27 protein-coding genes and 2 tRNA genes are annotated in these 25,164 nt (G+C 64.2%); 18 read left to right on the forward strand and 11 right to left on the reverse strand.

Going from position 1 to position 25,164, the window contains the following annotated elements; genetic code table 11:
• Positions 1–29: 29 nt before the first annotated feature.
• Genes OOT33_RS03135 through flgB form a run of 3 tightly spaced genes read right to left on the reverse strand, consistent with a single transcriptional unit; the run spans position 30 to position 1,464 of the window.
• Entirely contained in the window at positions 30–701 is a 672-nt protein-coding gene (locus tag OOT33_RS03135) for a flagellar hook capping FlgD N-terminal domain-containing protein (RefSeq protein ID WP_307748548.1), read from the reverse strand.
• Entirely contained in the window at positions 698–1,090 is a 393-nt protein-coding gene (gene flgC / locus OOT33_RS03140; protein ID WP_373690519.1) for a flagellar basal body rod protein FlgC, read from the reverse strand. The genes OOT33_RS03135 and flgC overlap by 4 nt, the downstream gene beginning before the upstream one ends.
• Positions 1,091–1,107: 17 nt before the next feature.
• Positions 1,108–1,464 carry a flagellar basal body rod protein FlgB gene (flgB, locus tag OOT33_RS03145; RefSeq protein WP_307748551.1) on the reverse strand — a complete coding sequence of 119 codons (357 nt, stop codon included), beginning with the start codon at positions 1,462–1,464 and terminating at the stop codon, positions 1,108–1,110.
• A 281-nt stretch (positions 1,465–1,745) separates the two neighbouring features.
• Between flgB and OOT33_RS03150 the strand changes: the two genes are divergently transcribed.
• The 10 genes from OOT33_RS03150 (at position 1,746) to OOT33_RS03195 (ending at position 8,996) form a co-directional block, all read left to right on the forward strand.
• Positions 1,746–2,411 carry a MotA/TolQ/ExbB proton channel family protein gene (locus tag OOT33_RS03150; RefSeq protein ID WP_307748552.1) on the forward strand — a complete coding sequence of 222 codons (666 nt, stop codon included), beginning with the start codon at positions 1,746–1,748 and terminating at the stop codon, positions 2,409–2,411.
• Positions 2,408–2,887 carry an OmpA family protein gene (locus OOT33_RS03155; RefSeq protein WP_307748553.1) on the forward strand — a complete coding sequence of 160 codons (480 nt, stop codon included), beginning with the start codon at positions 2,408–2,410 and terminating at the stop codon, positions 2,885–2,887. The genes OOT33_RS03150 and OOT33_RS03155 overlap by 4 nt, the downstream gene beginning before the upstream one ends.
• An 87-nt stretch (positions 2,888–2,974) precedes the next feature.
• A complete protein-coding gene (locus OOT33_RS03160; RefSeq protein WP_307749278.1) occupies positions 2,975–3,505 on the forward strand; it encodes a flagella basal body P-ring formation protein FlgA in 531 nt (176 codons plus the stop codon).
• Positions 3,506–3,577: 72 nt separating this feature from the next.
• Positions 3,578–3,856, forward strand: a complete 279-nt coding sequence (flgM, locus tag OOT33_RS03165; RefSeq protein ID WP_307748554.1) for a flagellar biosynthesis anti-sigma factor FlgM — start codon at positions 3,578–3,580, stop codon at positions 3,854–3,856.
• Positions 3,853–4,164, forward strand: coding sequence for a hypothetical protein (locus OOT33_RS03170; protein ID WP_307748555.1), 312 nt, complete (start codon positions 3,853–3,855; stop codon positions 4,162–4,164). The genes flgM and OOT33_RS03170 overlap by 4 nt, the downstream gene beginning before the upstream one ends.
• 123 nt (positions 4,165–4,287) lie before the next feature.
• Positions 4,288–5,157 carry a lytic transglycosylase domain-containing protein gene (locus OOT33_RS03175; RefSeq protein WP_307748557.1) on the forward strand — a complete coding sequence of 290 codons (870 nt, stop codon included), beginning with the start codon at positions 4,288–4,290 and terminating at the stop codon, positions 5,155–5,157.
• A 22-nt stretch (positions 5,158–5,179) separates the two neighbouring features.
• On the forward strand, positions 5,180–7,309 hold the full coding sequence (flhA, locus tag OOT33_RS03180) for a flagellar biosynthesis protein FlhA (RefSeq protein WP_307748558.1): 2,130 nt from the start codon (positions 5,180–5,182) through the stop codon (positions 7,307–7,309).
• Between the two features lie 50 nt (positions 7,310–7,359).
• Complete coding sequence (locus OOT33_RS03185; protein WP_307748559.1) at positions 7,360–8,100, forward strand: FliA/WhiG family RNA polymerase sigma factor; 741 nt, start codon at positions 7,360–7,362, stop codon at positions 8,098–8,100.
• A gap of 17 nt (positions 8,101–8,117) precedes the next feature.
• Positions 8,118–8,795: a L,D-transpeptidase family protein gene (locus tag OOT33_RS03190; RefSeq protein WP_307748560.1), complete on the forward strand. Its 678-nt coding sequence runs from the start codon at positions 8,118–8,120 to the stop codon at positions 8,793–8,795.
• Positions 8,796–8,919: 124 nt separating this feature from the next.
• A tRNA-Pro gene (locus tag OOT33_RS03195) sits at positions 8,920–8,996 on the forward strand.
• Between the two features lie 27 nt (positions 8,997–9,023).
• Here OOT33_RS03195 and OOT33_RS03200 read toward each other — a convergent pair.
• Positions 9,024–9,773, reverse strand: a complete 750-nt coding sequence (locus OOT33_RS03200) for a sterol desaturase family protein (RefSeq protein ID WP_307748561.1) — start codon at positions 9,771–9,773, stop codon at positions 9,024–9,026.
• Positions 9,774–9,799: 26 nt separating this feature from the next.
• Positions 9,800–10,723, reverse strand: a complete 924-nt coding sequence (locus OOT33_RS03205) for a LysR substrate-binding domain-containing protein (protein WP_307748562.1) — start codon at positions 10,721–10,723, stop codon at positions 9,800–9,802.
• Positions 10,724–10,819: 96 nt separating this feature from the next.
• Between OOT33_RS03205 and OOT33_RS03210 the strand changes: the two genes are divergently transcribed.
• From OOT33_RS03210 to mmsB, 4 genes are read left to right on the forward strand one after another with little or no spacing between them, the layout of a single operon-like run.
• Entirely contained in the window at positions 10,820–12,316 is a 1,497-nt protein-coding gene (locus OOT33_RS03210; protein ID WP_307748563.1) for a CoA-acylating methylmalonate-semialdehyde dehydrogenase, read from the forward strand.
• A 12-nt stretch (positions 12,317–12,328) separates the two neighbouring features.
• Positions 12,329–13,471 (forward strand): acyl-CoA dehydrogenase family protein, encoded by a 1,143-nt coding sequence (locus tag OOT33_RS03215; RefSeq protein WP_307748564.1) that lies wholly within the window; start codon positions 12,329–12,331, stop codon positions 13,469–13,471.
• Positions 13,468–14,511: a 3-hydroxyisobutyryl-CoA hydrolase gene (locus tag OOT33_RS03220; protein WP_307748565.1), complete on the forward strand. Its 1,044-nt coding sequence runs from the start codon at positions 13,468–13,470 to the stop codon at positions 14,509–14,511. Before OOT33_RS03215 ends, OOT33_RS03220 begins: the two co-directional genes overlap by 4 nt.
• The gene (gene mmsB, locus OOT33_RS03225) at positions 14,496–15,380 is read left to right on the forward strand and encodes a 3-hydroxyisobutyrate dehydrogenase (protein ID WP_373690487.1); all 885 of its coding nucleotides are present in this window, start codon (positions 14,496–14,498) and stop codon (positions 15,378–15,380) included. Before OOT33_RS03220 ends, mmsB begins: the two co-directional genes overlap by 16 nt.
• Here mmsB and OOT33_RS03230 read toward each other — a convergent pair.
• The 4 genes from OOT33_RS03230 to OOT33_RS03245 form a co-directional block, all read right to left on the reverse strand.
• Positions 15,377–16,564, reverse strand: a complete 1,188-nt coding sequence (locus tag OOT33_RS03230; RefSeq protein WP_307748567.1) for an FAD-dependent monooxygenase — start codon at positions 16,562–16,564, stop codon at positions 15,377–15,379. The genes mmsB and OOT33_RS03230 overlap by 4 nt on opposite strands.
• Entirely contained in the window at positions 16,468–17,166 is a 699-nt protein-coding gene (locus OOT33_RS03235) for a methyltransferase domain-containing protein (protein ID WP_307748568.1), read from the reverse strand. The genes OOT33_RS03230 and OOT33_RS03235 overlap by 97 nt, the downstream gene beginning before the upstream one ends.
• Positions 17,166–18,227, reverse strand: a complete 1,062-nt coding sequence (locus OOT33_RS03240) for a type III polyketide synthase (protein WP_307748569.1) — start codon at positions 18,225–18,227, stop codon at positions 17,166–17,168. The genes OOT33_RS03235 and OOT33_RS03240 overlap by 1 nt, the downstream gene beginning before the upstream one ends.
• Before the next feature lie 144 nt (positions 18,228–18,371).
• Complete coding sequence (locus OOT33_RS03245; protein ID WP_307748570.1) at positions 18,372–18,803, reverse strand: DUF488 family protein; 432 nt, start codon at positions 18,801–18,803, stop codon at positions 18,372–18,374.
• Between the two features lie 146 nt (positions 18,804–18,949).
• Between OOT33_RS03245 and OOT33_RS03250 the strand changes: the two genes are divergently transcribed.
• Positions 18,950–19,765, forward strand: a complete 816-nt coding sequence (locus tag OOT33_RS03250; RefSeq protein WP_307748572.1) for an oxygenase MpaB family protein — start codon at positions 18,950–18,952, stop codon at positions 19,763–19,765.
• Positions 19,766–19,783: 18 nt separating this feature from the next.
• Here the strand turns inward: OOT33_RS03250 and OOT33_RS03255 are convergent, their stop codons facing one another.
• Positions 19,784–20,986 carry a PQQ-dependent sugar dehydrogenase gene (locus OOT33_RS03255; RefSeq protein WP_307748573.1) on the reverse strand — a complete coding sequence of 401 codons (1,203 nt, stop codon included), beginning with the start codon at positions 20,984–20,986 and terminating at the stop codon, positions 19,784–19,786.
• A gap of 141 nt (positions 20,987–21,127) precedes the next feature.
• Here OOT33_RS03255 and OOT33_RS03260 point away from each other — a divergent pair, with 141 nt between their 5' ends.
• The 3 genes from OOT33_RS03260 to ligD are packed head-to-tail and all read left to right on the forward strand — an operon-like array spanning position 21,128 to position 25,012.
• A complete protein-coding gene (locus OOT33_RS03260; protein WP_307748574.1) occupies positions 21,128–22,021 on the forward strand; it encodes a Ku protein in 894 nt (297 codons plus the stop codon).
• 17 nt (positions 22,022–22,038) lie between these two features.
• Complete coding sequence (locus OOT33_RS03265) at positions 22,039–22,503, forward strand: MgtC/SapB family protein (RefSeq protein ID WP_307748576.1); 465 nt, start codon at positions 22,039–22,041, stop codon at positions 22,501–22,503.
• Positions 22,496–25,012, forward strand: coding sequence for a DNA ligase D (ligD, locus tag OOT33_RS03270; RefSeq protein WP_307748577.1), 2,517 nt, complete (start codon positions 22,496–22,498; stop codon positions 25,010–25,012). The genes OOT33_RS03265 and ligD overlap by 8 nt, the downstream gene beginning before the upstream one ends.
• Before the next feature lie 30 nt (positions 25,013–25,042).
• Here ligD and OOT33_RS03275 read toward each other — a convergent pair.
• A tRNA-Arg gene (locus OOT33_RS03275) sits at positions 25,043–25,119 on the reverse strand.
• Positions 25,120–25,164 lie beyond the last annotated feature (45 nt).

The following is a 25,164-nucleotide window of genomic DNA, read 5'->3' on the forward strand; positions in this document are numbered from 1 at the left end:
TAGGCTCCTTAGGTTGAACTGGTGAGAAATCAGGTGAGTTTGAGCGCTTCTGCGGGCGAGAAGCTTCCCAACGGGGTAATGAGCTTGGCCTGGCTGCCATCGGCGGGGGATTGCACCGCCGCGATACTGGCCCAGGTGGCGACAGTGGTCGGGCTGGCGCCGCGCACCTTCACTTGCAGAGGCTGGCCGGCGACATAGTTGCCCGCGTCATCGCGCCCGTTCCAGTAGAAGGCGCTCTCGCCCGCTGGCCGCGCGCCGAGATCTATGGTCTTGACGGTATTGCCGCTGCCGTCGACGAGGTCGATGCTGAGCGCGTTGGCGTCTGCGTCAGTAGTGATCTGGCCCGCGTAACTGCCCTGTGCATCCGGCGCGGCGATGTTGCTCTTGACCAGCATAGATCGACCGATCCAGCTCGCCGCGTCGTTGATGCGGCTGCCCGATACGGCTGCCGATATGGCCGCCAGCGACTTGTTCATTTCCGCGATGCCGCTGGTGTTGCTGATCGTTGCCATCTGGGCGACGAGGTCTGCGTTATCCATCGGGTTGAACGGATCCTGCGACTTGAGCTGCGCCGTGAGCAGCGTCAGGAAATCGGTCTGCGCCATGCTCTTTTGCGTGACGCCCGTGGACTTCTGGTTGAGGGTGTCGGCGGAACCCGTGTAGGTCAGGGTACCGTTGTTATTGGTGGCGGTTACGGTCATTTGCCCATCCTAACTGTGTCTAGCATGAGGGATTTGGCGGTCTGCAAGACCTGCACGTTGTTCTGATACATGCGGGAGGCTTCGAGCATGTCGACCAGCTCGGTGCTGCTGTCGACCGCGGCCTCCCACACATTGCCGTCCTTGTCTGCGAGCGGATGATTGGGGTCATGACGCTTCACGGGCTTCGCGTCGGTCGTAACCACGCTCTCGACCTTGACGGTGGAGACGCCGGGGCTTTCGGTGACCGAACGGAAGATCGGGCGGATCGCGCGATAGGCCTGTTTTTCGCTGCCGGTGACGGCGCCTGCGTTCGCCATGTTCGACGCGGTGGCGTTGAGGCGCACCAGCTGGGCGGACATGGCGCGGCCGGCGATATCGAAGACGTTCATGGGCGTGTCAGCCATGCTCATTCTCCTTTCAGGGCGCGGGTGATCGTGTTGAGGCGGCTCTCCAGGAAGGAGAGGGTGGTCTGATATTTGACCGCGTTCTCTGCGAATAAAGTCTGCTCGGTCGACAGCTCGACCGTGTTGCCGTCAAGCGCGGGCTGCAGCGGAATACGATAGCCCATAGCGGCGGTCGCAGCCTGGCTTGCGCTCTCGCCCTTGTCGGTAGCGTCGCGCAGCGCGGCCTCGAAATCGATGTCCCGCGCCTTGTATCCGGGCGTGGAGGCATTGGCGATGTTGGAGGCGAGCAGGTTGAGACGCTGCGAGCGGAGCTCCAGCGCCTTGCCATGCAGGCCGAACAGTGCGTCATCCAGTCCCATTTTTCCGGTCAACCCTCTAAACTTCCATCCGAACCCGCCGTTCTACCCCTATGGAGTGCCGGGCAGGTTCATCCGACATGATATAAGCAAAGCCCGTGCCAGTTTTGCCTAAACGGCAGAAATGCGTGGGTTTCGGGTCAAGCCGGGTTTGCAGGAGCGGGTGCTCCGGCAAGCGCGGCATCATTTTGCCTCAGGGCGGCAAATTTTTGCCGGTCGTTAAGCATAACCCTATGCGCTTTGGTAAATTGTGCCCGGTATGATGCGCGCAAAGAGGCCGAACGATGCAAGTGCTGACCCACCTTCTCGATCCGATCACGCTTGGCGCAATGCTGTTGGGCTGCGCCCTGTTCGCGCTCATGCAGACCGGGGCGAAGGCCACCGCGCGCGGCTTTATGGCATTGCCCGCGCTGTGGCGCGCGGACCCGGAGCGGGATATGCTGCTCGCCCGCGCGACGATGACCCGCGTGGATCATGTGGCGCAGTTGCGCGGCCTTCAGTGCACGGACCGTGTGCGCGCCGCCAATCCGTTTCTCGCGCTGGCAATCCGCAAGCTCGCCGATACCGAAACTGTCGACCGGTTCGAGATGTGGGCGGAGCAGGCGTTGGCCGACCGGCGCGCACGGCACGAGACCGCGCATAAATTCTGGCTTTCCGTCGCCGATGTCGCGCCCGCGCTCGGCATGGCGGGGACGATCATCGGCCTTGTCGGCATGTTTGCCGGGATGGACGATCCCGCCAAGATCGGCCCGTCGATGGCACTTGCACTGCTGACCACTCTCTATGGCGTGGTGTTGGCGAACCTTGTCGCTGCGCCGATCGCGACGCGCCTTGCGGACCTTAGCGAGCGCGAGCTGGCCTGGCAGACCGAGCTGTGCCAGCGCATGCTGCGCGTGGCGCGGCGCGAGACAGCCCCTGTGCGCCGCGCCTCGATCCGCGAGGTCGCATGACCGCGCGGGCTGCGTCAGCGACCGGCCGCCGCAACCGCTGGGCGCTGAGCTTTGCTGACCTCGCCCTGCTTTTGCTCGGGTTTTTCGTGTTGCTACAAGCCAGCAACGGCCGCCAGCGTGAGGTTGTGAACGGAGTGGCGCAGCAGTTCGGCGCCCCGGCGGCGCAGATGGACCGGCTTGCCGCCCACAGTCTGTTCCAGCCCGGCGAGGCGTTGCTCACCCCCGCAGGCGAGCAGGCCATTGCGCAAGTGGCGAGTCGCTATAAGGCGGGCAAGCAGTCCATCGAGATTCGCTCGATCGGCCTCGATGCGGCAACAAACCGCTTCGACAATTGGGATCTGGCGGCCGCACGCCTTGGCGCGACGGCGCGAGCGCTGGCGGCGCATGGCATCGCGCGTGAGCGCATCCTCATTCGCGGGCTGGATCAGCAGTCCGAAAGCAAGGCCGGGCAGCAAATCCTGATCCGCGCCAAGTAAGCCGCCCGATCTGGCACGAACCTTGCTTAATTTCCTGACGAAGACTTGTCAGGAGATAATAGCGTGCCACGCATTGCCACCCAGTTCATGATCGCCTGTGCCGCCACCGGCCTAGGGGTCGGCCTCTGCGCCGCAGCCGCGCGCGCGCAGTCGTTCGAGAATCTCGACCGGCTCGACAGCATCGTGGCGATGACCGTTGGCGCGAACGTCGGCACGCCCGGCGGCGCGACCGCACCGGTTGATCGAAGGCTGAAACTCGCCGCCTGTCCGCAGGTGCCCGAAGTCTCAGGCCCGATTTTCGGCGCGGCGATGGTGGAATGCAAGCCGCTGGGCTGGCGCATCCGTGTGCCGCTCAACGCCGGCGGCGCGCAGCAGGCGCAGGCCAGCAGTGGCTATGCCCGCTCCGCCGCGATGCAGAAGCAGGTCGTCGTCAAGAAGGGCGATCCGGTGCAGCTCGTGGCGGGCGGCACCGCCTTCACCGTGTCTCGCATGATGATCGCCGACGAGGATGGCGCGGCGGGGGACATGATCCGCGTGCGCGAGGACAAGAAGTCTGACCCCGTTCTCGCGCGGGTGCAGGAAATGGGCGTCGTTCGAGCCCCGGATCGGTTCCAGTAAAAAGGCTTTGCGGATTTAAAGATTTCTGAAACTTGTCGTATCTAAGATGGCAAGTCGGAAAGGACAGAAACCGTGATCAAGTCTGTTGGCCCATCCTATGGAACGCCTGTCGGCCTCGGCTCCGTGCGCGAGAACGGCAAGAGCAAGGCCGCCGATAAGATCGGCCACGGCAATGCCGTCGCCTCTGTCGCATCCAGCAATGCCACGCCGATCCGCAACATGGCCGACGAAGGTGCGCCGGTGGACTTCGACAAGGTGCTGGCGATCAAGGAAGCCATCGCCAACGGCAAATATCCGGTCAATGCCGATGTTATTGCCGAGCGGATGATCGCCCTCGATCTGGGCGAATGATGCCCAACGGCATCGCCTCACTCGAAAAGCTCACTGACGCGTTCAACGAACTGCGCCGGGCGCTCGACAGCTATGATCCAGCCCAGATCAACGCCGCCGCCGCTATGGTGAAGGCCGCGACCGACGAGGTGCGCGCGCAAGGTGTCTGGGCGAAAGATCCTGCGTTGAAAGAAAAGATCGAGGCGCTCAAGCCGATGATCGAATCGGCGCGGGTGCGCGCCAATCTGGCATCTGACACGGTGCGCCAGCGCCTCGGGCTGCTCGCGCAGACCGGGGCGGAGAACGCATCGCTCACCTATCAGCGCTGAATAGCCTCTAAGTCCTTATACGGCGCATATTTATCAACGCGCGTTAACCATATCTTCGGCATCTCGGCTGTTTAATAGCCCTGCCTGCGGTCGGGACCCCCGCGGGCATGGGGACTGTTATTCATGGCAAATTTTCCCGCTATCGGATTTGATGGGGCAGGCTCGACCAAGAGCCGCGTCACCAACGCCATTGCCCTCGCCAGCCAGCGGACGGGCGTGGATTTCGGCTATCTGCTCGGCCAGGCGAAGCTGGAGAGCAGCCTAAATCCCACAGCCAAGGCGGGCACATCGTCTGCGACCGGCCTCTACCAGTTCATCGACCAGAGCTGGCTCGGCGTCATCAACAAGCACGGGAGCCAATATGGCCTCGGCTGGGCGGCGAACGCCATCGGCCAGACCCCGAGCGGCCAATATTATGTCGCAGACCCGGAGCTGCGTCAGCAGATACTCGACCTGCGCAACCACCCGGAAACCGCCTCTGTCATGGCCGCTCAGCACGCGGCGGACAACAAGGCGGCGCTGGAGGCGAGGCTGGGGCGCGAGGCGCAGCCGGTAGACCTTTATCTCGCGCATTTCCTCGGCGTAGGCGGCGCGGGCAAGTTTCTGGAAGTGCATGACCAGAACCCGTGGGCATCTGGTGCATCGCTGTTTCCTTCAGCGGCGCGGGCGAACCGCAATATCTTCTACGACAAGGCGGGCAATCCGCGCAGCCTTGCCGATATCCGCAACAGCTTTGCCGCGCGCCTGCAACGCGGCGCGGATGGGGCGCTCGACAGCGGCAATACGGTCGCGCCCTCGGACTGGCTCGCCGCGCGCGGACGCAATGTCGATCTTGCGGATGCCTCCGCAGCGCTGGAGGACGAGAACCCCGCCGATTACGCGCGCGAGCAGACGCAGCGCCTGCAAAACTCGATCGCGGCGGAAGACCTGATCCGCCCGCAGCCGCAGACGGCGCGGCTCGCCTATCTCATGCTCGCCACCCTCGGCCGATAACGCAAAAAGGTAATTACGGCTCATGACACGCAGCGAAGTGAACGGCAAAGTCTGGGTGCAGGCGGCGAGGGGGGCGGTGCTCCCCATAGCGACGCTGTTGCTGGTGATGTTCATGGTGGTGCCGGTGCCCGCCTTCATTCTCGACGTCGGGTTCATCGGCAATATCGTGATCTCGCTCGCGGTGCTGATGGTGGCGCTGAATGCCGCCAAACCGCTTGATTTTTCAAGCTTTCCCACCGTGCTGCTGTTCGCCACGTTGATGCGGCTTGCCCTGAACGTTGCGTCCACGCGCGTGGTGCTGGTTGACGGGCATACCGGCGCGGACGCGGCTGGCCATGTGATCGAGGCATTCGGCCATTTCCTGATCGGCGGCGACTATGTCGTCGGTCTGTTCGTGTTCGCGATCTTGATGATCATTAACCTTGTCGTCATCACCAAGGGCGCGGGCCGCGTGTCCGAGGTGTCTGCCCGCTTCACGCTGGATGCGTTGCCGGGCAAGCAGATGGCGATCGACGCGGACCTGAACGCAGGGTTGTTGACGCCGGAAGAGGCCAAGGCGCGCCGCGCCGAAGTCGCCACCGAGGCGGACTTCTACGGCTCGATGGACGGTGCCAGCAAGTTCGTGAAGGGCGATGCCATTGCGGGCGTGCTCATCCTCGTCATCAATATCGTCGGCGGCATCATATTGGGCATGGTGAGCCACGGGCTTTCCATCTCCGAAGCGGCGCAGACCTATATCATCCTTGCCATTGGCGACGCGCTGGTCGCGCAGATCCCGGCGCTGTTGCTCTCGATCGCGGCGGCAAGCATCGTCACCCGCGTCAACAGCGAGCATGACCTTTCGGGCCAGATCGCCAGCCAGTTCGGCAGCGCGAGGGCATGGACTCCGGTTGCCGCCATCCTCGGAATACTGGGCGTGCTGCCCGGAATGCCCCACTTCATGATCCTCTCCGCCGCCGGGGGGGCAGGCTATGTCGCTTGGCGCCTGAAGCAGAAGGCGAAGGAAGTCGCCGCCGCGCCTCCGCCCGCGCCGGAGCCTGAAAACCCCGCCAACATCGAGTGGGAAGATGTGTCCGAAGGTGCGGTGCTGGGCCTTGAGATCGGTTACGGCCTCATCGGCCTCGTCGACGATCGCAAGGGCGCGCCCCTGATGGGCCGCATCACCGGCATCCGCAAGCAGCTGTCCAAGGAGCTTGGCTTCGTCGTGCCGATGGTGCGGGTGAAAGACAATCTGGCGCTGGAGCCGAACAGCTATCGCATCAGCATCGGCGGCGTGATCGTGGGCGAGGATGAGATATTCCCGGACGATCTGCTGGCGCTCGATAGCGGGGCGCTGGAATCCACCGTGCCGGGCCGGGCGGCCAAAGACCCGACCTTTGGCCTCGATGCCGTGTGGATTACGCAGGACAAGCGCAGCGAGGCGGTGGTGGCGGGTTATACCGTCGTCGATCCTTCGACCGTGGTTGCAACCCACATGAACCAGCTCATCGCGATGAACGCGGCCGAGATGTTCGGCATGGACGAGGCGCGCAAGCTGCTCGATGCGCTGAAGGAAAACGCGCCGCAGCTCGTCGATGGGCTGACGCCCGCGTTGCTGAGCCTGGGGCAGGTAGCGGCTTTGTGCCGCGCGCTGCTCGCCGAAGGTATCCCCCTGAAGGATTTCCGCCGCATCTGCGAGGCAATGGTCGCGGCCTACAAGCCCGAGATGAGCCACGAGCAACTGGTGGAGGCGGTGCGCCAGCGCATTGGCTCGCTCATCATCCAGACGCTCGTGCCGGTGAAGATGCCGCTGCCCGTCATTACGCTCGACGGCGAGCTGGAAGGCTTGCTCGCGCAGGCGATGCGCGTGGCGGGAGACGCCAAGCATCCGATCGAGCCCGCCCTGAGCGAACGAATCACCGACGCGGTGGTCAATGCCGCGCGGCCGCTGATGGCCGAGGCGCGCAACTTCGCCATCGTCACCTCGCCGGTGGCACGCGCGGCGCTCGCCCGTTTGTTCAAGCCGCATCTGCCCGAAACGCCGGTGCTCTCGTTCCTCGAGATTCCGGACGGCAAGCCGGTCGAGGTGTTCGCGGTCGTCGGTGGTGCGGAAAAGCCACGGCACGATCCGGTGCCCGGCGCGCCGGGAATCTTGCGTGAAAGAATTGCCTAACCTTTTGTGTGTAAAACTGTTCTCAGGGATCGCGGGGACGATAAGCGCCTATGTATGTTAACAGGATCGGAGCGGACGGAGAGGCGCTGACCTATGGCCGCAAAGCCGGGGTGCAAAGCCCCGAGCGGCTGGCCCGTCAGTATATGCCGCTCGTCCGCAAGATCGCCTGGCATGTCCATGGCCGCGTTTCCAACGCCATCGAGATAGAAGATTTGCTCCAGATTGGCATGGTCGCGCTGGTCGAGGCCGCCAATGGCTATGAGGATCGCGGCTTCGGCTTTGCTACCTATGCGCAGATGCGCATCCGTGGGTCGATGATCGACCATCTGCGCCGCCACGCCACGCTCTGCCGCTCCGGCATGGCCAAGCGCAAGGAACTCGCGGCTGTCCGCGCCCGGCTGGAACAGAAGCTGGGCCGCGTGCCGCTGGAGGCGGAAATGTCCGCCGAGATGGGGCTTGCCCCTGCTGAATATCGTGAGCTGGCCGATGCCGCCGAGTTCGTGCAGGAACACAGCATCGACGAGGTCTATTCCGATCAGTCGATGTGGTTCGCCGATGTCGAGGACCGTGTCGACGATGTGATGGAGCGGGAGTCGCTCAAAAAGGCACTCGGTGCCTGCATCGGCAAGCTGCCCGAGCGCGAAGCCATGGTATTGCAGCTCTATTTCGTCGAGGAGATGAACCTTGAGGAAATCGGCGCGACGCTGGACATCGGCGCCGCGCGCGTTTGCCAGATCAAGAAGGCGGCGCTGGACAAGCTGCGCGCGTTGCTGAAAGATTGGGTTTCCTGACCTGATCGGGAATACCAATGGCAAAACGCACCGTCTCGAAAACCACTGCGCGCACTATCTTCATCGGCACGATGGCCGGTGCGATCCTGCTCGTGGTGGCTGTAGCGGGCAGCGGGCTGCTTCGCGGGCGGGGAGGGGCTGAGCCGGCCAGCGGACCAGCTGCAACCGCTCCGCCGCCACAAGCACCTGCGCCGAAGCCAGCGCAGCCGGCAGCACCGAAGGCTTCCCCCGCAGCGCAATCGCCGTTCACCGTCAAGCGCGTGCTTGATATCAGGGAGCCGCTCGATCATGGCGACTGGGTGTGGGACGATGCTGGCGTGCCCTCCGGCCCGATGGTCGTCACTATCGACATGCAGGCGCAGACGCTGTCCGTCTTTCGTGGCGGCTACGAGATCGGCGTTGCCGTCATCCTCTATGGCGCGACCGACAAACCGACGCCGGTTGGCAGCTATCCGATCATGGAGAAGGACATAGACCATGTCTCCAACATCTACGACAATGCGCCCATGCCCTACGGCCTGCGCCTCACCAACGACGGCGTGTTCATTCATGCCAGCGATGTCAAATGGGGCAATGCGACGCACGGATGCATCGGAGTGCCCAAGCCCTTTGCCAAGCGGCTGTTCGCCGCCGTGAAAGTCGGCGATCCCGTCGTTATCACCAACGGCAAGAAGATGGACCTGAGCCACCTTTGAGAGCGAGGGGCTTTGCGGCTACCGATCGGCCCGGTTTCGTTTGACAGCTCAGGGTCGGAAGTGACATAGGCCCGCACATGGCGAGCGCCCCGCGCCGCCAGCGCTGCGATTGATGACACGCAGACGGGGAGTAGCGCAGTCTGGTAGCGCATCTGCTTTGGGAGCAGAGGGTCGCAGGTTCGAATCCTGTCTCCCCGACCATTTTTCAGCGTTTCAGAAACAGCGCCCTTATTGCCCGCGGCCGCCGCCGCGATCGAAGTGTCCAAGCCCGTGATCGGTGCGGCACAGCCGATCCCACAGGCGGAAATAGAGGCCATAATTGCAGCGATAGCTGTCGTGGTGAAGCTGGTGGTGGGTCGCGGTGATCAGCCAGCGACCGGCCCGGCCGTGGACAAGGCGGGTGGGGAACAGCTCCCAGCCCATGTGGTTGGTCACGCCCATCAGTGTCATCGTCACAAGCACCGCGAGCACGACGCCGATATGCAGCGGTATCACGAACACCAGCGCCGGGATGACGAACGCTCCGGTCAGCGCTTCTCCGGGGTGAAAGCTCATGGCGGCCCATGCTGTCGGCGGTCTGCTGGCGTGATGGACGGCGTGCAGCGCGCGGAAAATCGCGGGGCGATGCATCAGGCGGTGGGTCCAGTAAAACCAGCTGTCGTGGATCAGCAGGCAGAGCAGGAAAGACACCGGCATCCACCAAAGCGGATAGGCCGTTGCGTCCTGGTAAATCAGGGTCCAGCCTCGCTCGTGCCAGCCCCATGCGACAATACCGGCGGGCAGGCCATATATGGCCGCGCTGAGCAGGGACCAGCCGATTTCCCGGCGTATCTGAGCGCCGAGCCCTGCATGCAGCCCGGGGCGCAGGCGCTCACCCCACAAGGCGAACAGGCCGCTGGTGACCAGATAGCGGACTGCGACGATGATAATCATCACCAGGCTTGACGCTGCCATCGCGATCAGTGCGGGTTGAGACATGCAGGGGGTTTATCAGCGCGCGCAGGCTAAAGCGAGCGGGCAAGCGATGACCCGATCCCTTCCGCATCGCTGGCCGATGCTTTCGGCGCTTGCGCGACGATCCCGTCCAGCCACTCAATGAAGGCCTGAACGCGCGGTTGCCCCGCCACATCGCGATGCACGGCAAGCCAGAAGGCGCGGCGGATCGATATGTCCGGCCGGATCGGCGTCAGCCGATCGTCCCGGCCCGCCATGAAGTGAGGCAGAACGCCAATGCCCGCGCCGCCGGCGATCAGCTCTTGCTGCGCCACGATGCTCGTCGAGCGCACCGAGGCTTCCAGGCCGCTTTCGATCTCGTCGAGATAGCGCAGCTCGGGCGCGTAGATGAAGTCCGGCACATAGCCCACGAACGGGATGCCGCATTCACGCAGGCTGCGCTGGCCCAGAGCGAGTGTCCAATCGTCGCGCTGGCTGGGGGCGTATAGTCCCAGCCCATAGTCGATGAGCTTGCGCACCTTCAGCAGCCCGCGCCGTGGTCGCGTTAGCAGAATCGCAAGGTCGGCTTCGCGCTTGGAGGGATTGAGAAACCCGCTCGATGCCACAAGATCAATGTCCAGCTGGGGATGCGCGCTCGAAAACTCGGCCAGGCGCGGTGCGATGAAACGGGCGCCGAAGCCCTCGGAAACGCTGACGCGCAGCTGCCCGGACAGGGTCTTTCGGCTCGCGCTTGCCAGTTCGATGCGGCTGGCAACCGCTTCCATCTCCTGAGCGTGCGAAAACAGCGAGCGCCCGTGGTTCGTCAGCACGAAACCCTCGTGGGTCCGCTCAAACAACGCCTGTTGCAGCACCCGCTCCAGCGCGCTGACCCGGCGGCTCACCGTCGTGGGGTCCATCTTGAGCGCGCGCCCGGCGGCAATCAGATTGCCATGGCGGGCGACGTTCAGGAAAATTCGCAACTCGTTCCAGTTCATGGTACTGCATTTATGCAGTTCGAAGCTGCGAGTCTATCCGTTGAGTTACACGGAAAGCCCCATATGATGCCGCATCATTTTTCGAGAGGTGCTCCCGTGAGGCAAACAGATCATTTCATCGTCGGCGGACCGGCCGGCGAGGCCAGCCGCTTCGGCGATATCTTTGACCCCAATAGCGGCGCGGTGCAGGGCCGCGTCGCGCTCGGCGATGCGGCGGTGCTCGATCGCGCGGTTGCGGCGGCGCAGGCCGCGCAGCCCGGCTGGGCCGCCACCAACCCCCAGCGCCGCGCCCGCGTGATGTTCGAGTTCAAGCGGCTGGTCGAGGCCAATATGGACGAGCTGGCGCATATGCTCAGCTCCGAGCATGGCAAGGTCATCGCGGACAGCAAGGGTGATATCCAGCGCGGACTGGAAGTGATCGAGTTCTGCTGCGGCATTCCCCATGTGCTCAAGGGTGAATATACGCAGGGCGCGGGGCCGGGGATCGACGTCTATTCGATGCGCCAGCCGATCGGCATCGGTGCGGGCATTACACCGTTCAACTTCCCGGCGATGATCCCGTTGTGGATGTCCGGCGTTGCGATCGCGGTCGGTAATGCGTTCATCATCAAGCCGTCCGAGCGCGATCCCTCCGTACCCGTGCGTCTGGCGGAGCTGTTCATCGAAGCCGGGCTGCCCGAGGGTATCTGTCAGGTCGTCCATGGCGACAAGGAGATGGTCGATGCCATCCTCGACCATCCGGCCATCGGCGCGGTGAGCTTCGTCGGCTCGTCAGACATCGCGCATTATGTCTACAACCGCGGTGTCGCGAACGGCAAGCGGGTGCAGGCGATGGGCGGCGCGAAGAATCATGGCATCGTCATGCCCGATGCCGATCTCGATCAGGTTGTGAATGACCTGACCGGTGCGGCCTTCGGCTCCGCTGGTGAGCGCTGCATGGCGCTGCCCGTGGTTGTGCCGGTGGGCGATGCCACGGCAGAAGCGCTGAAGGCCAAGCTGATCCCGGCGATCGAAAAGCTGAAAGTCGGCGTCTCGACCGATCCTGATGCGCATTACGGCCCGGTCGTTACCGCCGCGCACAAGGCGAAGGTGGAAGGCTGGATCCAGACCTGCATCGACGAGGGTGCGGAGCTGGTCGTCGATGGCCGCGGCTTCACGCTTCAAGGGCATGAGAACGGTTTCTTCGTCGGCCCGACGCTGTTCGATCATGTCACCACCGACATGCAGAGCTACAAGGAGGAGATCTTCGGCCCGGTGCTTCAGATGGTGCGCGCAGCCGATTTCGAGACCGCGCTCTCGCTGCCCACCAAGCACCAATATGGCAATGGTGTCGCGATCTTCACCCGCAACGGCCACGCCGCACGCGAATTCGCCGCGCGGGTCAACGTCGGCATGGTCGGCGTCAACGTGCCGATCCCGGTGCCAGTCGCCTATCACACGTTCGGCGGGTGGAAGCGCTCGGCGTTCGGAGACACAAACCAGCACGGCATGGAAGGCGTGAAGTTCTGGACCAAGGTCAAGACCGTGACGGCGCGCTGGCCGGATGGATCGCTCGACGGCGGAAATGCCTTCGTCATCCCGACCATGGGGTGATAGGCTGACCCTATGAGCCAGTTTGACCTCACCGACGACCAGCGCGCCATCCAGGATATGGCGCAGCGCTTCACCGCCGACGCCATCACCCCCTTTGCAGGGGAGTGGGACGAAAAGCACCATTTCCCGCGCGATGTGGTGAAGGCGGCGGCAGAGCTGGGCTTCGCCGGCATTTATGTGAGCGAGGAAGGCGGCGGCATTGGGCTGGGGCGGCTGGAAAGCGCGCTGATCATGGAGGCGATGGCCTATGGCTGCCCCTCCACCTCTGCGTTCATTTCTATCCACAACATGGCCGCGTGGATGATCGACCGCTTCGGTGGTGCGGCTGTGAAGGAAAAATATCTGCCCGCGCTGGTCTCCGCCGATCTGCTGGCAAGCTATTGCCTCACGGAGGCGGGCGCAGGCTCTGACGCGGCCAGCCTCAAGACCAAGGCGGTGCGCGAAGGTGACTATTATGTCGTCACCGGCTCCAAGCAGTTTATCTCCGGCGGCGGTGAAAACGACCTCTACGTCACGATGGTGCGCACAGGCGAAGACGGGCCCAAAGGCATCAGTTGCCTCGTGATCGAAAAGGACATGCCGGGCGTCAGTTTCGGCGCGCAAGAGCGCAAGCTGGGCTGGCATTCACAGCCCACGGCGCAGGTCAATTTCGACGGTGTGCGCGTGCCGATAGGCAATCTGGTCGGTGTGGAAGGGCAGGGCTTTTCCATCGCGATGGCGGGCCTGGATGGCGGGCGGCTCAACATCGGTGCCTGCTCGCTGGGCGGGGCGCAGCGATGCCTTGACGAGGCTGTGCGCTACACGAAAGACCGCAAGCAGTTCGGCCAGACGATCGCGGATTTCCAGAACACGCAGTTCACGCTGGCGGACATGGCGACGGAGCTGGAGGCCGCCCGCGCGCTGTTATATCTGGCCGCCGTCAAGGTGACGGAGGGCGCGGCCGACAAGACCCGCTTCGCCGCGATGGCCAAGCGTTTCGCGACGGACACAGGCAGCAGTGTGGTTGACCGCGCGCTGCAGCTGCATGGCGGCTATGGCTATCTGATGGACTATCCGATCGAGCGGATCTGGCGGGATTTGCGCGTCCACCGCATCCTTGAAGGGACCAACGAGGTCATGAAGCTGATCGTCGGCAGGGAGATGGTGCGGCAATGACCGATGAAGTGCTGACTTTCAAAGAAGGCGGGGCGGGGCGCATCCGCCTCAACCGGCCTAAGGCGATCCATTCGCTGACATTGGGCATGTGTGATGCGATCAACGCTGCGTTGTCGGGCTGGCGCGCCGACCCGGGCGTACAGGCGCTGATAATCGACCATGCCGAGGGCAGGGGCTTTTGCGCTGGCGGAGATGTCCTCGCCCTGCACCGGAGCGGGACCAGCGACGGCGTGGAGGCACGGGCTTTCTTCCATTCCGAATACCGCATGAATCACGCGCTGTTCACTTATGCCAAGCCGAGCATAGCCTTCATGGACGGGATCGTGATGGGTGGCGGCGTCGGCATTTCCCAGCCCTGCACATTTCGCGTCGCCACCGAGAACACCCGCTTTGCCATGCCGGAAGGGACGATCGGCCTGTTCCCCGATGTCGGCGGTGGCTGGTATCTTTCCCGTCTGCCTGGGCAGATCGGCAAATATCTCGCCCTCACCGCCGCGCGCATTGACGGGGCGGATTGCCGGGCCATAGGCCTTGCCACGCATTATATCGAGAGCGGAAAGCTGGACGATGTGAAGGCGCGGATCATGGCCGATCCGGCGAATGCGAAGGCCATTCTCGATGCAGCGGAAGAGGCACCGCCTCTGTCGCGCCTCGTTGAGAGCCAGGCCGAGATCGATCGGCTGTTCGCGGCCGATACGCTGGAAGCCATTCTGGCGGATCTTGCGGCAGATCCGTCAGACTGGGCGCGCGAGCAGCATCAGACCGTGCTGTCCAAATCACCGCAGACCGGCAAGGTCTCGCTCCGCCTGCTGCGGGAGGGCGCCGCCATGCCGAGCTTCGCTGACGAGATGCGCCAGGAATATGCCGTGGCCAGCAGGATCGTGATGACGGCTGATTTCGCCGAGGGCGTGCGCGCGCTGCTGATCGACAAGGACAATGCGCCCCGCTGGAACCCCGCTACCCCCGAGGGCGTGACGGACGCGTTGATCGACGCGATCTTCGCGCCGCTGCCTGCAGAAGAAGAATGGAGTCCGCTGTGAAAATAGCCTTTATCGGCCTTGGCAATATGGGCGGCGGCATGGCCGCCAATCTCGTGAAAGCAGGACACGAGGTTCGTGCGTTCGATCTTGCCGAGGCGGCGCTGGAGCGTGCGCGCGAGAACGGCTGCGCCACCTTCACCAGTGTCAAGGAGGCGGTAGAGGGAGTCGACGCGGTCGTATCGATGCTCCCCAATGGCAAGATCGTGGATGCGGTGTACGCCGGTGACGTTATCGGCCACGCGCCCGTCTCGGCATTGCTGATCGATTGCTCCACCATCGATGTCGCCACTGCGCGCAAGGTGGCGGCTGAGGCCGAGGCCAAGGGCTATGCGATGGTCGATGCCCCGGTTTCCGGCGGGATCGCGGCGGCAAACGGCGGTACGCTCACCTTCATGGTCGGCGGGTCGGGCGCCGACTTCGCGCGGGCGCAGCCGATCCTCGCGGCGATGGGCAAGGCGGTCATCCACGCCGGGGCCGTCGGCAACGGGCAGGCCGCCAAGATCTGCAACAACATGTTGCTGGGCGCGAGCATGATCGCCACGTGCGAAACATTCGCCATGGCGCAAAAGCTCGGCCTCGATCCGCAGACCTTCTATGATATTTCGAGCGTGTCCTCGGGCCAGTGCTGGTCGATGACAAGCTATTGCCCGCTGCCGGGCGTCGGCCCGACCAGCCCCGCCGACAACGGCTATCAGGGTGGGTTCGCCACCGCGCTGATGCTGAAGGACCTGAAGCTTGCGGTCGAGGCTGCTCATGCTGTGGGCGCACAAGTTCCCATGGGCGAGCGGGCAGAGGCGCTCTATCAGGCCCATGCCGACGCGGGGCAGGGTGGCACGGATTTCTCGTCGATCATCAAGACGCTGGGTTAAGGGCGCGGATTGGTTACGACGCGGGTGGCGGTGATGGCGAGGCGCGCCAGCGCCGGCATGTGCGCCATCAGGCCCAATAGCGGTCCGTGCGCGTACGGGCGCTCCGCAAGCCATTTCAGCCCGCCCGCGACCTGAAGCGGCAAGCGCGTTCGCGCGCTTAAACTGGACTGGAAGCGCGCGCTCGCTTCCGCGCCGCCTCTTTGCCACGCAGACGCCGCCATGCAGCCGCTGGCCAGCGCGATGCCGATGCCGTCTCCCGCAAGGCTGGCGATCACCGCGCCTTGATCCCCAAGCCGGAAGATGCCGGGTCGGTCCGGCTCCGCGCGCCAGCCATAAGGGATGTTGGCGATGCTCGCCCATGGTCCGGTTGCATGGGCCTGAGCCAGACGATCGCCGAGGAGCGGGTTGGTTCGGGCAAGTGCAGCAACCAGTGCGGCGGGAGAGCGTGCTGCGGCGAGATGCGAACGTGATACCGAAAGGCACAGGTTGGCCGCGCCGTCTTCGAGCAACAAAAGCCCGGCATATCCTCGTGGAAAAACATGCAGTTCAATTACATTATTGAGAATATATGAAAGATGGGTGGAGGGTGCGAGCCGCGCGCGAAGCCCAACCGCCGGATCGCTGCCGCGCGCGTCGGGTGGGCGGAGCGCGCCGCGCAGATCATGCTTGCCGGTGCCGAGCATGATCGTGTCGCCGGAAAGCGTCGAGCCATCATTGAGGTGAACACGGCGCTGTGTGCGGTCGAGCATTTTCAGCGTTACGCCGCGCTCGATCCCCGCGCCAGCATCGCCAGCCTGCGCCAGCAGGGCGGCGTCGAGCGTGCGGCGCGACAGGCCGAAGGCCATGAACGGCAGCGCCATTTCCTGAACCCGCTCGCCTGCAATGACGCGCAGTCGCGTGATCGGGTGCGCCCCCAGCGCGGACGCGGACAAGCCCACATGCTCCAGCAGGCCGACGGTATCGGCGCTGAGGAAGCCACCGCAGACAATGTCCTGCGGCGCGCGGGTACGCTCCAGCACCAGGGGTTTGGCGCCCGCGCGCGCCAGCAGCGTCGCGGCGGCGCATCCGGCGGGTCCACCACCGAGGATCAGCGGAGACGTTCGACGCACAGCCGAAACGGGAAGGTGCGCACGATCCGCACCGGAGAGCAGCTCAGACCGGCAGTATCCAGCTTGGCTCGCCATTCGGCCGGTCGAAATGAGCGGGCAATCGAGACCAGCCCATCATGACGGACTATCGGATGTGCGCGCAGCATCGTCGTCAGCACGGGAAACAGCGCGTAGGCCAGCCGGTGCCGGTGCAGATCGTTCACCAGCCAGCCGACGCGGCTGTGTTGCTCCATCGCGCGCAGAAATGCCGCTAGCTGTGGCTCGCTCATATGATGCGCCACGAGGCTGCTGATGATGACGTCATAGCCATCGCCCAGAAGATCCGCATAGTCGCCGGTGCGATAGTCTATGCCGAGTGCAGGGTCAGTGGCTGCGCGGGCGATGGCTTCGCTCATGGGGTTAAGGTCAACCCCCACGAGATGCGCCTCAATGCCGCGTTTTCGCGCCCAGCGCGCCACGGCGCGCAGCATGTCGCCCTGGCCGAAGCCGACATCGAGCAGCCGCAGCTTGGTGCGCCCCCGCATAGCGCGCGCGAGGAAAGACAGCGTCGGCCGCGCGGCGAACGTCCAGCGGTTCACGCGCGCGAGATCCTTCAGCACCGCAGCATATGTCGCGGGGTCCAGCCCCGGATCGTCCATCAGTTCCTCCTGAAGGACGGGAGCGGCGAGCGATGGCATCAGGCGGCCCGGCGGAATGAAAAGCCTTCGGCGGCGAGGCCGGGGCCGAAAGCCATGGCGACGCCATTCTCCTTGCGCCCGGTCATCAGCTTTTCGAGTACGAACATGAGCGTGGCCGAAGACATGTTGCCATTTTCCTCGAGCACCGCGCGTGCCTCGGCCAGCGCCCCCTGCGGGAGGCGCAGGCCCTTCTCCACCGCATCGAGGATTGACCGCCCGCCAGCGTGGACTGCCCATGCCTCGATGTCGATCGGATCCCGGCCTTGAAGAATGGCGGCGCGGAAGCTTTCATCGGTTAGTGCTTGCGCGATGCGGCCGGGCACCGCGCCGGAGAGATGCATCGCAAAGCCATGATCGCCAATCGTCCAGCGGATCAGCTCATGGGTGTCGGCAACGGTCTGGGCGAAGAAGCCCTCGATCGCCATGCCTTCGGACTGGGAACTTATCAGCGCTGCGGCCGCGCCATCCCCGAATTGCAGCATTGCCAGCAACGGCTCTACCGTGTCAGCATCTTGCAGATGCAGGGTCGAAAGCTCGACCGTCACCACGAGAATGCGGGCTTCGGTGTCTGAGCGGGCGATATGATGCGCGGTGCGCAGCGCGGCCACGGCGGCGTAGCACCCCATGAACCCCACCAGCGTGCGCTCTACCGATCCCGCAAGACCCAGTTCGCGCGCGATGATCTGGTCTATCCCCGGGGCGACGAAGCCGGTGCAGCTCGCCACCACCAGATGGGTCACGCCTGCCAGCGACGTTTTTTCCGAAAGCGAGGCAATGGCTTTGAGCGCAAGGTTCGGCGCCTCCCTGGCATAAGTCTCCATGCGCGCGGCGGTGCCGGGCTGGCCATCACCGTAAAAGCCGCCCTGATCGACTGGGGAACCGCCGTCCGCCGTGGCGGGCAGGACCGACCAGCGATGCCTGATCCCTGATCGTGCCGCCATGCGATCGAACAGCTTCCGGTCTGCTCCTGCCGCGATGCGCCTCTCCGCCCAGCCGATGAACGCGACATGGATATCATGATCCGGAATGGCTGTGCCGATGGCATGGATATGCGCCGTCATGTTCGCGTGTCCTTGTCCCGGAGAGGCGGGAGATGAGTGTCAGTCTGACGAATTGCCAGCGGTTGGCAAGCCTGTCCGTTGGGGCGGGATTGTCATGATAAACGCGCCAGTGCGCAAAAGGATCGGCGCGTTTGTTCGCTCCGCCTAGGCGAACAAATCCACCACATCTGCGTCAGGGAAGGCTGCCTCCACCAGCAGCGAGCGGTGGCACGCCGCCGGATCCCGCTCAAAACAAAGCAGCGCCGTCGGTTTCTCCTCGGCCAATGCCTTAAGCTGCGCCATTTGCGCCAATGCTTCGGGTAGTTCGAGTTGCCCGGCGTAGATGGTGCGGAGCAAGGCGTGGTCGCTCTTGCGCGCCGCCTCCCGTCCAGCCGGCGGGGTGCCCAGAGCCTTGAGGCCGACATAGTCGATCCCTGCCTCACGCAGCCCTGCCGCCAGAATGTTCTTGGAGAACCCGGGGCGGCGGGAGAGCGGCACCGCGCGAACATCGGCAAGTAGCTCCACGCCAGCATTGCCAAGGGCCGCGATTACGTCGGCCTGCGCCGCTCCTTCATAGCCAATGGTGTATAACCGCATAGGCTTTATGTAGCATGCTCAATGCGGGGTTTCCACACTGGCCGTGTCGATGCCGGTTCGCGCATCCCCGGAACCGCTGCTCCGGGCCGCCGTTTCTGACCCGTACCCCTCAGATGCTGGAGATTTCCCGTGGCTGGATATCGATTGTGTTGAAGCAGCTCATCGCCAGGCAAGTCCGCGCCATTTTTGACGAGGGGAAAGGAGAGACGCGACGTGTCGCGCGGCGGAGCGACGGGCTGTTCGGCCCGGCGTCGATGGCGTGGCGCGTCCATGGCGATGTGACCACGATGCTGGTGGGCGGTGTCGCGGCGCTGTTGATGCAGATGCTTCACCCCCGGGTGCTCGCAGGTGTGTGGGATCACTCCAGTTTCAGGGCCGATCTGCACGGACGGTTGCGGCGCACGGCCCGGTTCATCGCGGTAACGACCTATGGCAGCCGCGCCGAGGCCGAAGCGATGATCGCCAGGGTTTGCCGCGTCCACAGCGCGATCGAAGGAAGCACTGCGGACGGGCAGGCCTATCATGCTCAGGATCCCGAGCTGTTGCGCTGGGTTCATGCAACGGAGGCCTCGTGCTTCCTTGACGCATGGGTCCGCTATGCCGCGCCGTTTACGTCTCGCCCGGAGCAGGACCGTTATTTCCGCGAGGTCGCTGTTGTTGCCGGGAAGCTGGGTGCAGACGAGGTGCCGCTGTCCCACCGGGATACGCGGGATTATATCAACGGGATGCGTCCGCAGCTGCGCGCGGACGCGCGGACAGCGGAGATCGCCCGCCTCGTGCTGACGCCGCCGCAACACGCTGCGGCTATCCTGCCGTTCGAGATGATCACTCGCGCGGCGATCGACCTGTTGCCCGGCTGGGCGCGGAGGATGCACGGGCTTCCCGATGCTGGCCTCGCCGCGCCACTGCTGACGGCTGGCACGGCGACGGTGGCGCGGACAGTGCGCTGGGCGCTGGCCTGAGACCGAAGCGCGTCAGTCCTATTTCGGCGCCAGCCGCAGAAGGCGACCGCTTGCCTTGTCCTCTATCACCCAGATCGCTCCGTCCGGTGCGACCTCCACGTCCCTGATCCTGGCGCCCATCTCCCAGCGCTCTGCCTCGAAGGCGCCGCCCTTGCCATCGAAGCTGATGCGGATCAGCGCCTTGCTGGAAAGGCCGGCGGCGAAGGCAGACCCCTTCCAGCCAGAGAACAGGCTTGCTTCATAAAAGGCCAGCCCGCCAGGCGAAATCACCGGCGTCCACGAGATGGCAGGCTTTGCAAAATCAGGGCGTGTCTCATGCTTGGGAATGGGTACGCCATCATAGTTGATGCCGTTGGATACAAGCGGCCAGCCATAGTTGGCGCCGGGCTCGATACGGTTCAGCTCATCACCGCCGCGCGGGCCCATCTCGATTTCCCAGAGCGTGCCATTGGCGTCAAAGGCCATCCCGAGCGGATTGCGATGGCCCGTAGTCCAGGTTTCGGAAGGGGTCAGGTTGGGGCCGGGAAGCGTAGCCGTGCGCCCCTTTGTGGTCTTGGCGATTTCCGTGTTACGGGGAGGGTCGGTCACGGTGACGGTGGACGCACCAGTTTTGCCTGTCATCGGATTGCCGGGTGCGGGCTTGCCGTCGAGCGTCAGGCGCAGGATTTTGCCCGTGGCCTGATTGGGGTCCTGCGCGGGCGTGAAGCGCTGGCGCTCGCCAACCGCGAGAAACAAATATGCGCCGGTCGGGTCGAAGGTGACGATGCCGCCCAGCTGCCCGCCCTTGCCGAACGGCACCTGACGCCAGAGAACGCGCAGATCCTTCAGGCCGTCTTCCTCAAGCCGCGCACGGGCAAGCGCCAGTCCGGACCCTCCCTCGCCCGGCTCGGCATAAGTGAGATAGATCGACTTGTCGGTGGCGAAAGTTGGGGAGAGCACCACGTCGAGCAGCCCCTGCTGACCCTCATAAACCACCTTAGGCACGCCCGCCAGCTCGCGTTTGTCTCCGGCCTGCGTAACCAGAAACAAACGGCCGGGCTTTTCCGTGACGAGCATCCGGCCATCGGGAAGGAAGGCGATGCGCCAGGGGTATTTGAACGTGGCAACCGATTTGACCGCGAACGGCATGGCCGACGGCGCGGGCGCTTGCGCGGCGTTGTCCTGTGCCGAGGCGCAGGATGCGGCCAAGAGCCCTATTCCCGCAAAGACAGGCAGTTTCATCGTCCGTTCCTCCTGAGGCGTGTGCAGGCTTCAACACCCTGCGAGGGGCGCCGTTCCAACGACTATCGCTCCGGAACGTCCTGAAGGCAAAGGCTGGAACCGTCCATCTCCTGTCCCGTTCTACGTGTGAAGGAGATCAAGGTGGCAGCACGCGCATATTGGCAGGGGCAGATCAGGCTGGCGCTGGTATCGATTCCGGTGGAAATCTATCCGGCGGTCAAGAGCGGCGCCGCCATCAGCTTTCGCCAGATACACGAGCCGTCCGGCAAGCCCATTCAGTATGAGAAAGTCGTTCAGGGCGTCGGCCCGGTGGACCGGGACGAGATCCTTAAAGGCTATGAGGTCTCCAAGGGAAATTACGTTCTGCTCGAAGAAGACGAGATCGAGGCGGTGAAGCTGGAGAGCAAGCGCACGCTCGAGCTTGTCCAGTTTGTCGAAGCCGATGCGATCGACGTACTCTATTACGAGAAGCCCTATTATGTCGTTCCGGCGGACGAGCTGGCGGAGGAGGCCTATGTCGTGCTGCGCGAGGCACTGCGCCAGGCGCGCAAGGTTGGCATCGGCCAGCTTTCCGTGCGTGGGCGCGAGCAACTGGTGAGCCTCAAGCCTTGCGGCAATGGCCTGATCCTGGAAGTGCTGCGCTATGCCGACGAGGTGAACGCAGCCACCAGCTATTTCCGCTCCATCGGCAAGTCCAAGGCCGACCCCGAACTGCTCGACCTGGCCTCCAGCCTGATCGAGCGCAAGAGTGCACCCTTCGACGCATCGGAATTTCATGACCGCTATGTCGATGCGCTGCATCGGCTGATCGACAAGAAGGTGAAGGCGAAGGGCAAGCGCGTGATCGAGGAGGTCGACGAGCCGGGCGCGAAATCCGGAGCCAGCGTGATCGACCTGATGGCCGCGCTCAAGGCGTCGGTTGAGGGCAAGGCGTCTGCTCAATCGAAAACGCGAGCCGCGTCCCCCCGATACCGGACGAAAAAGACGCGCGCTGCCGCCGCACCGCCCGCCCGCCGCAAGAGAAGCGCGGGCTGATGGAGCTCAATCCGCCCATGCAGTTCGAATGGCCGGATGCGGAGATCGCGCTGCGCCTCGGCGTCGCCACTTTGGCGGGGCTGATTCTCGGGTTCGACCGGGAAGTGCGCGGCCATGCCGCCGGGCTGCGCACCCATGGCATGATCGCGCTGACGTCGGCGATGATGACGGTTTCCTCCATTCTGCTCTACCATCAGCTCGGCGGGGAAGAGTCTTCGATCGATCCGCTACGCATGTTCGAGGCGACTACGGCTGCAATCGGCATCATCGCCGCGGGTATCATCATCGTGCGAGGTGGAGACGTGCGGAACCTCACCTCGGCCACGCATGTCTGGCTGACGGCGATGGTGGGCATCGCCAGCGGGGCGGGCCAATATCCGCTGGTGCTGCTGGGCGGGCTGACGGCGCTTGTGCTGCTGGTGGTTGTGCGAGTGGCGGAGCGGTATCTCCCGCGCAAGAACGAGCCGGCTGACCATGGCTAAGGACCTTGCAGAATACAACGCCAAGCGCGACTTCACGCGCACGCGCGAGCCTGCGGGCCGCAAGGAGAAGGGCGGGGGCAACCGCTTCATCGTCCAGAAGCATGACGCGACGCGGCTGCATTACGATTTCCGGCTGGAGGTCGATGGCGTGCTCAAGAGCTGGGCGGTGACGCGCGGGCCAAGCCTCGATCCGGCTGACAAGCGTCTGGCCGTGCGTACCGAGGATCATCCGCTCTCCTACGCCGAGTTTGAGGGCAGCATCCCCAAGGGCGAATATGGTGGCGGCACCGTGATGCTGTGGGACAGGGGCACATGGGCGCCGGTTGCAGGCAAGAGCGCGAAGGATATCGAGAAGGGGCATCTTCACTTCACACTCGATGGTGAGCGGATGAAAGGCGAATGGCTGCTTGTCCGCATGAAGGGCCGCAAGGGCGAGAAGCGCGAAAACTGGCTGCTGCGCAAGGTTGAGGACGCCCATTCCGGAGGCGCTGACGATCTGGTGAATCAGCAGCTGACGAGCGTGCTGACCGGACGCACGATGAGCGAGATAGCGCATGACGACGGCGGGGTGAGTTCGCTCGCGGGCAAGAGCGGGGACGCTTTCGCAAAGGCAATGGCCACGACGGCGCGGCATAATCTTAAGGTCTCACGCCGCACCAAGGCCAAAGGAAGCGCCAAGCCGCCCGCATTCCGCGCAGTGCAGCTCGCGACGCTGGTGGACTCTGTGCCTTCGGGAAACGACTGGTTCCATGAGATCAAGTTCGATGGCTATCGCGCGCTGGTGGCGGCGAGCGGCGACGCCGTGACAATCTACACCCGCACCGGGCAGGACTGGACCGACAAATTCGTGCCGCTGCGCGATGCGATTGCCACCCTCGATCTGCCCTCCTGCCTCATCGACGGCGAGATCACCGCCCCCGGGGCGGACGGCAACCCGAGTTTTGCTGCCCTGCAGGATATGCTGAAGCGCGGCCATGGCGAGCAGGGCGAGGGCCAGCGGCTCGATTATCATGCGTTCGACCTGCTGGAATTGAACGGCGAGGATTTGAGCGGCCTTGGCAATCTTGAGCGCAAAGAGCGGTTGGCTTCGCTGCTCGCCGCCGCGCAGCCGCCGGTCCATGTCGCCGATCACGTCATCGGCGCGGGCGAAAAGCTGTATGCAGGGATGTGCAAGGCGGGGCAGGAGGGTATCATCGCCAAACGCGCCGCAGCGCCCTATCGCGGCAGGCGCACGCGCGAGTGGCTCAAGGTTAAATGCACGCTGCGGCAGGAGTTCGTCATCGTCGGCTGGCAGCCGAGCAAGGCGAAGGGCAGGGCTTTCGCCTCGTTGTTGCTCGCGCAGAACGAGGCGGGCGGTCTTGTGTACAAGGGCAAGGTCGGCACCGGTTTCGACGATGCGGCGATGAAAGAACTGGCTATCCAGCTCGGGCCTCTGGCTGCCGACGAAGCCGTTGTCGAGGCGCCGCGAGCGGAAATCCGCCACGCCCGCTGGGTCAGGCCGGAGCTGGTGGCCGAAGTCGCCTTCGCCACCTTTACGGCCGAGGGTAGGGTACGGCATGGTTCGTTTCTCGGCCTGCGTGCCGACAAGGAGGCAAAGGACGTGACACCGGAAACTCCGTCTCCCGCTCCGAAGGCGAAAGCGCCCGCCACGGCGATCACGATCACACACCCTGAGCGCCTTATCTTTCCCGACGGCAAGCTCACCAAGGGCGACCTCGCGCAATATTATCAGGCTGTCGCGCCGATCATGCTGCCCCATGTTGCCCGTCGCCCGATCAGCCTGATGCGCTGTCCGCAGGGGAGAGGGAAGAAATGCTTCTTCCAGAAGCACGACAGCGGCAGCTTCGGCGAGAGCGTGCGGCATGTGGCCATCACCGAGAAGGATGGCGGGGCAGAGGACTATCTCTATGTCGAGGAGGCAGACGGCATCCTCGCCTGCGTGCAGATGGGCACGATCGAGTTCCACGGCTGGGGCGCGCATGTTGCCGATGTAGAGCAGCCGGACCGGATGATCTTCGATCTCGATCCCGACGAGGGTCTAGGCTTTGAGGAAGTAAAAAGGGCCGCGTTCGATCTGCGCCAGCATCTGTCCGACATCGGCCTCGTCAGTTTCGCGCTGCTCTCCGGCGGCAAGGGCGTGCATGTCATCGTGCCACTCATCCCCGGCCATGGCTGGGAGGCGCACAAGGATTTCTCCCGTCGTTTCGCCGACGCGCTGAGCATGGCCGAGCCGGATCGCTTCGTCGCCACCATGAGCAAGGCGAAGAGGAAAGGGCGGATCTTTATCGACTGGCTACGCAACCAGCGCGGATCAACCGCGGTGGTGCCCTATTCGGCCCGCGCCCGCGCGGGTGCACCCGTGGCTGCGCCCGTGGGGTGGGAGGAGCTGCGCGATATCAAGAGCCCGGCGCGCTATACGAACAGGGACGCGGACGAACTGCTCCGCCGGGCGGGAAGCGCAACGTTGAAAGGCTGGGGGTTTATGGAACAGCAGCTGCCAGAGGTGTGAGACAACCGCATCACTGGACAGAACAGAAAATGGCGCACCCAAGAGGATTCGAACCTCTGGCCTCTGCCTTCGGAGGGCAGCGCTCTATCCAGCTGAGCTATGGGTGCTTGTAAGCCGGTGCTTGGGGGCGCTTAGCAAAGCGCGGGGCCAAG

Source organism: Sphingobium sp. DEHP117 (assembly GCF_030867385.1).
Taxonomy (GTDB): Bacteria; Pseudomonadota; Alphaproteobacteria; order Sphingomonadales; family Sphingomonadaceae; genus Sphingobium.

Coding starts and splice junctions, on each gene's coding strand:
- OOT33_RS03135 (WP_307748548.1), bottom strand. CDS start 701: ATGACCGTAACCGCCACCAATAACAACGGTACCCTGACCTACACGGGT.
- flgC (WP_373690519.1), bottom strand. CDS start 1,090: ATGAACGTCTTCGATATCGCCGGCCGCGCCATGTCCGCCCAGCTGGTG.
- flgB (WP_307748551.1), bottom strand. CDS start 1,464: ATGGGACTGGATGACGCACTGTTCGGCCTGCATGGCAAGGCGCTGGAG.
- OOT33_RS03150 (WP_307748552.1), top strand. CDS start 1,746: ATGCAAGTGCTGACCCACCTTCTCGATCCGATCACGCTTGGCGCAATG.
- OOT33_RS03155 (WP_307748553.1), top strand. CDS start 2,408: ATGACCGCGCGGGCTGCGTCAGCGACCGGCCGCCGCAACCGCTGGGCG.
- OOT33_RS03160 (WP_307749278.1), top strand. CDS start 2,975: ATGATCGCCTGTGCCGCCACCGGCCTAGGGGTCGGCCTCTGCGCCGCA.
- OOT33_RS03170 (WP_307748555.1), top strand. CDS start 3,853: ATGATGCCCAACGGCATCGCCTCACTCGAAAAGCTCACTGACGCGTTC.
- OOT33_RS03175 (WP_307748557.1), top strand. CDS start 4,288: ATGGCAAATTTTCCCGCTATCGGATTTGATGGGGCAGGCTCGACCAAG.
- flhA (WP_307748558.1), top strand. CDS start 5,180: ATGACACGCAGCGAAGTGAACGGCAAAGTCTGGGTGCAGGCGGCGAGG.
- OOT33_RS03185 (WP_307748559.1), top strand. CDS start 7,360: ATGTATGTTAACAGGATCGGAGCGGACGGAGAGGCGCTGACCTATGGC.
- OOT33_RS03190 (WP_307748560.1), top strand. CDS start 8,118: ATGGCAAAACGCACCGTCTCGAAAACCACTGCGCGCACTATCTTCATC.
- OOT33_RS03200 (WP_307748561.1), bottom strand. CDS start 9,773: ATGTCTCAACCCGCACTGATCGCGATGGCAGCGTCAAGCCTGGTGATG.
- OOT33_RS03205 (WP_307748562.1), bottom strand. CDS start 10,723: ATGAACTGGAACGAGTTGCGAATTTTCCTGAACGTCGCCCGCCATGGC.
- OOT33_RS03215 (WP_307748564.1), top strand. CDS start 12,329: ATGAGCCAGTTTGACCTCACCGACGACCAGCGCGCCATCCAGGATATG.
- OOT33_RS03220 (WP_307748565.1), top strand. CDS start 13,468: ATGACCGATGAAGTGCTGACTTTCAAAGAAGGCGGGGCGGGGCGCATC.
- mmsB (WP_373690487.1), top strand. CDS start 14,496: ATGGAGTCCGCTGTGAAAATAGCCTTTATCGGCCTTGGCAATATGGGC.
- OOT33_RS03230 (WP_307748567.1), bottom strand. CDS start 16,564: ATGGCGAGCCAAGCTGGATACTGCCGGTCTGAGCTGCTCTCCGGTGCG.
- OOT33_RS03235 (WP_307748568.1), bottom strand. CDS start 17,166: ATGCCATCGCTCGCCGCTCCCGTCCTTCAGGAGGAACTGATGGACGAT.
- OOT33_RS03240 (WP_307748569.1), bottom strand. CDS start 18,227: ATGACGGCGCATATCCATGCCATCGGCACAGCCATTCCGGATCATGAT.
- OOT33_RS03245 (WP_307748570.1), bottom strand. CDS start 18,803: ATGCGGTTATACACCATTGGCTATGAAGGAGCGGCGCAGGCCGACGTA.
- OOT33_RS03255 (WP_307748573.1), bottom strand. CDS start 20,986: ATGAAACTGCCTGTCTTTGCGGGAATAGGGCTCTTGGCCGCATCCTGC.
- OOT33_RS03265 (WP_307748576.1), top strand. CDS start 22,039: ATGCAGTTCGAATGGCCGGATGCGGAGATCGCGCTGCGCCTCGGCGTC.
- ligD (WP_307748577.1), top strand. CDS start 22,496: ATGGCTAAGGACCTTGCAGAATACAACGCCAAGCGCGACTTCACGCGC.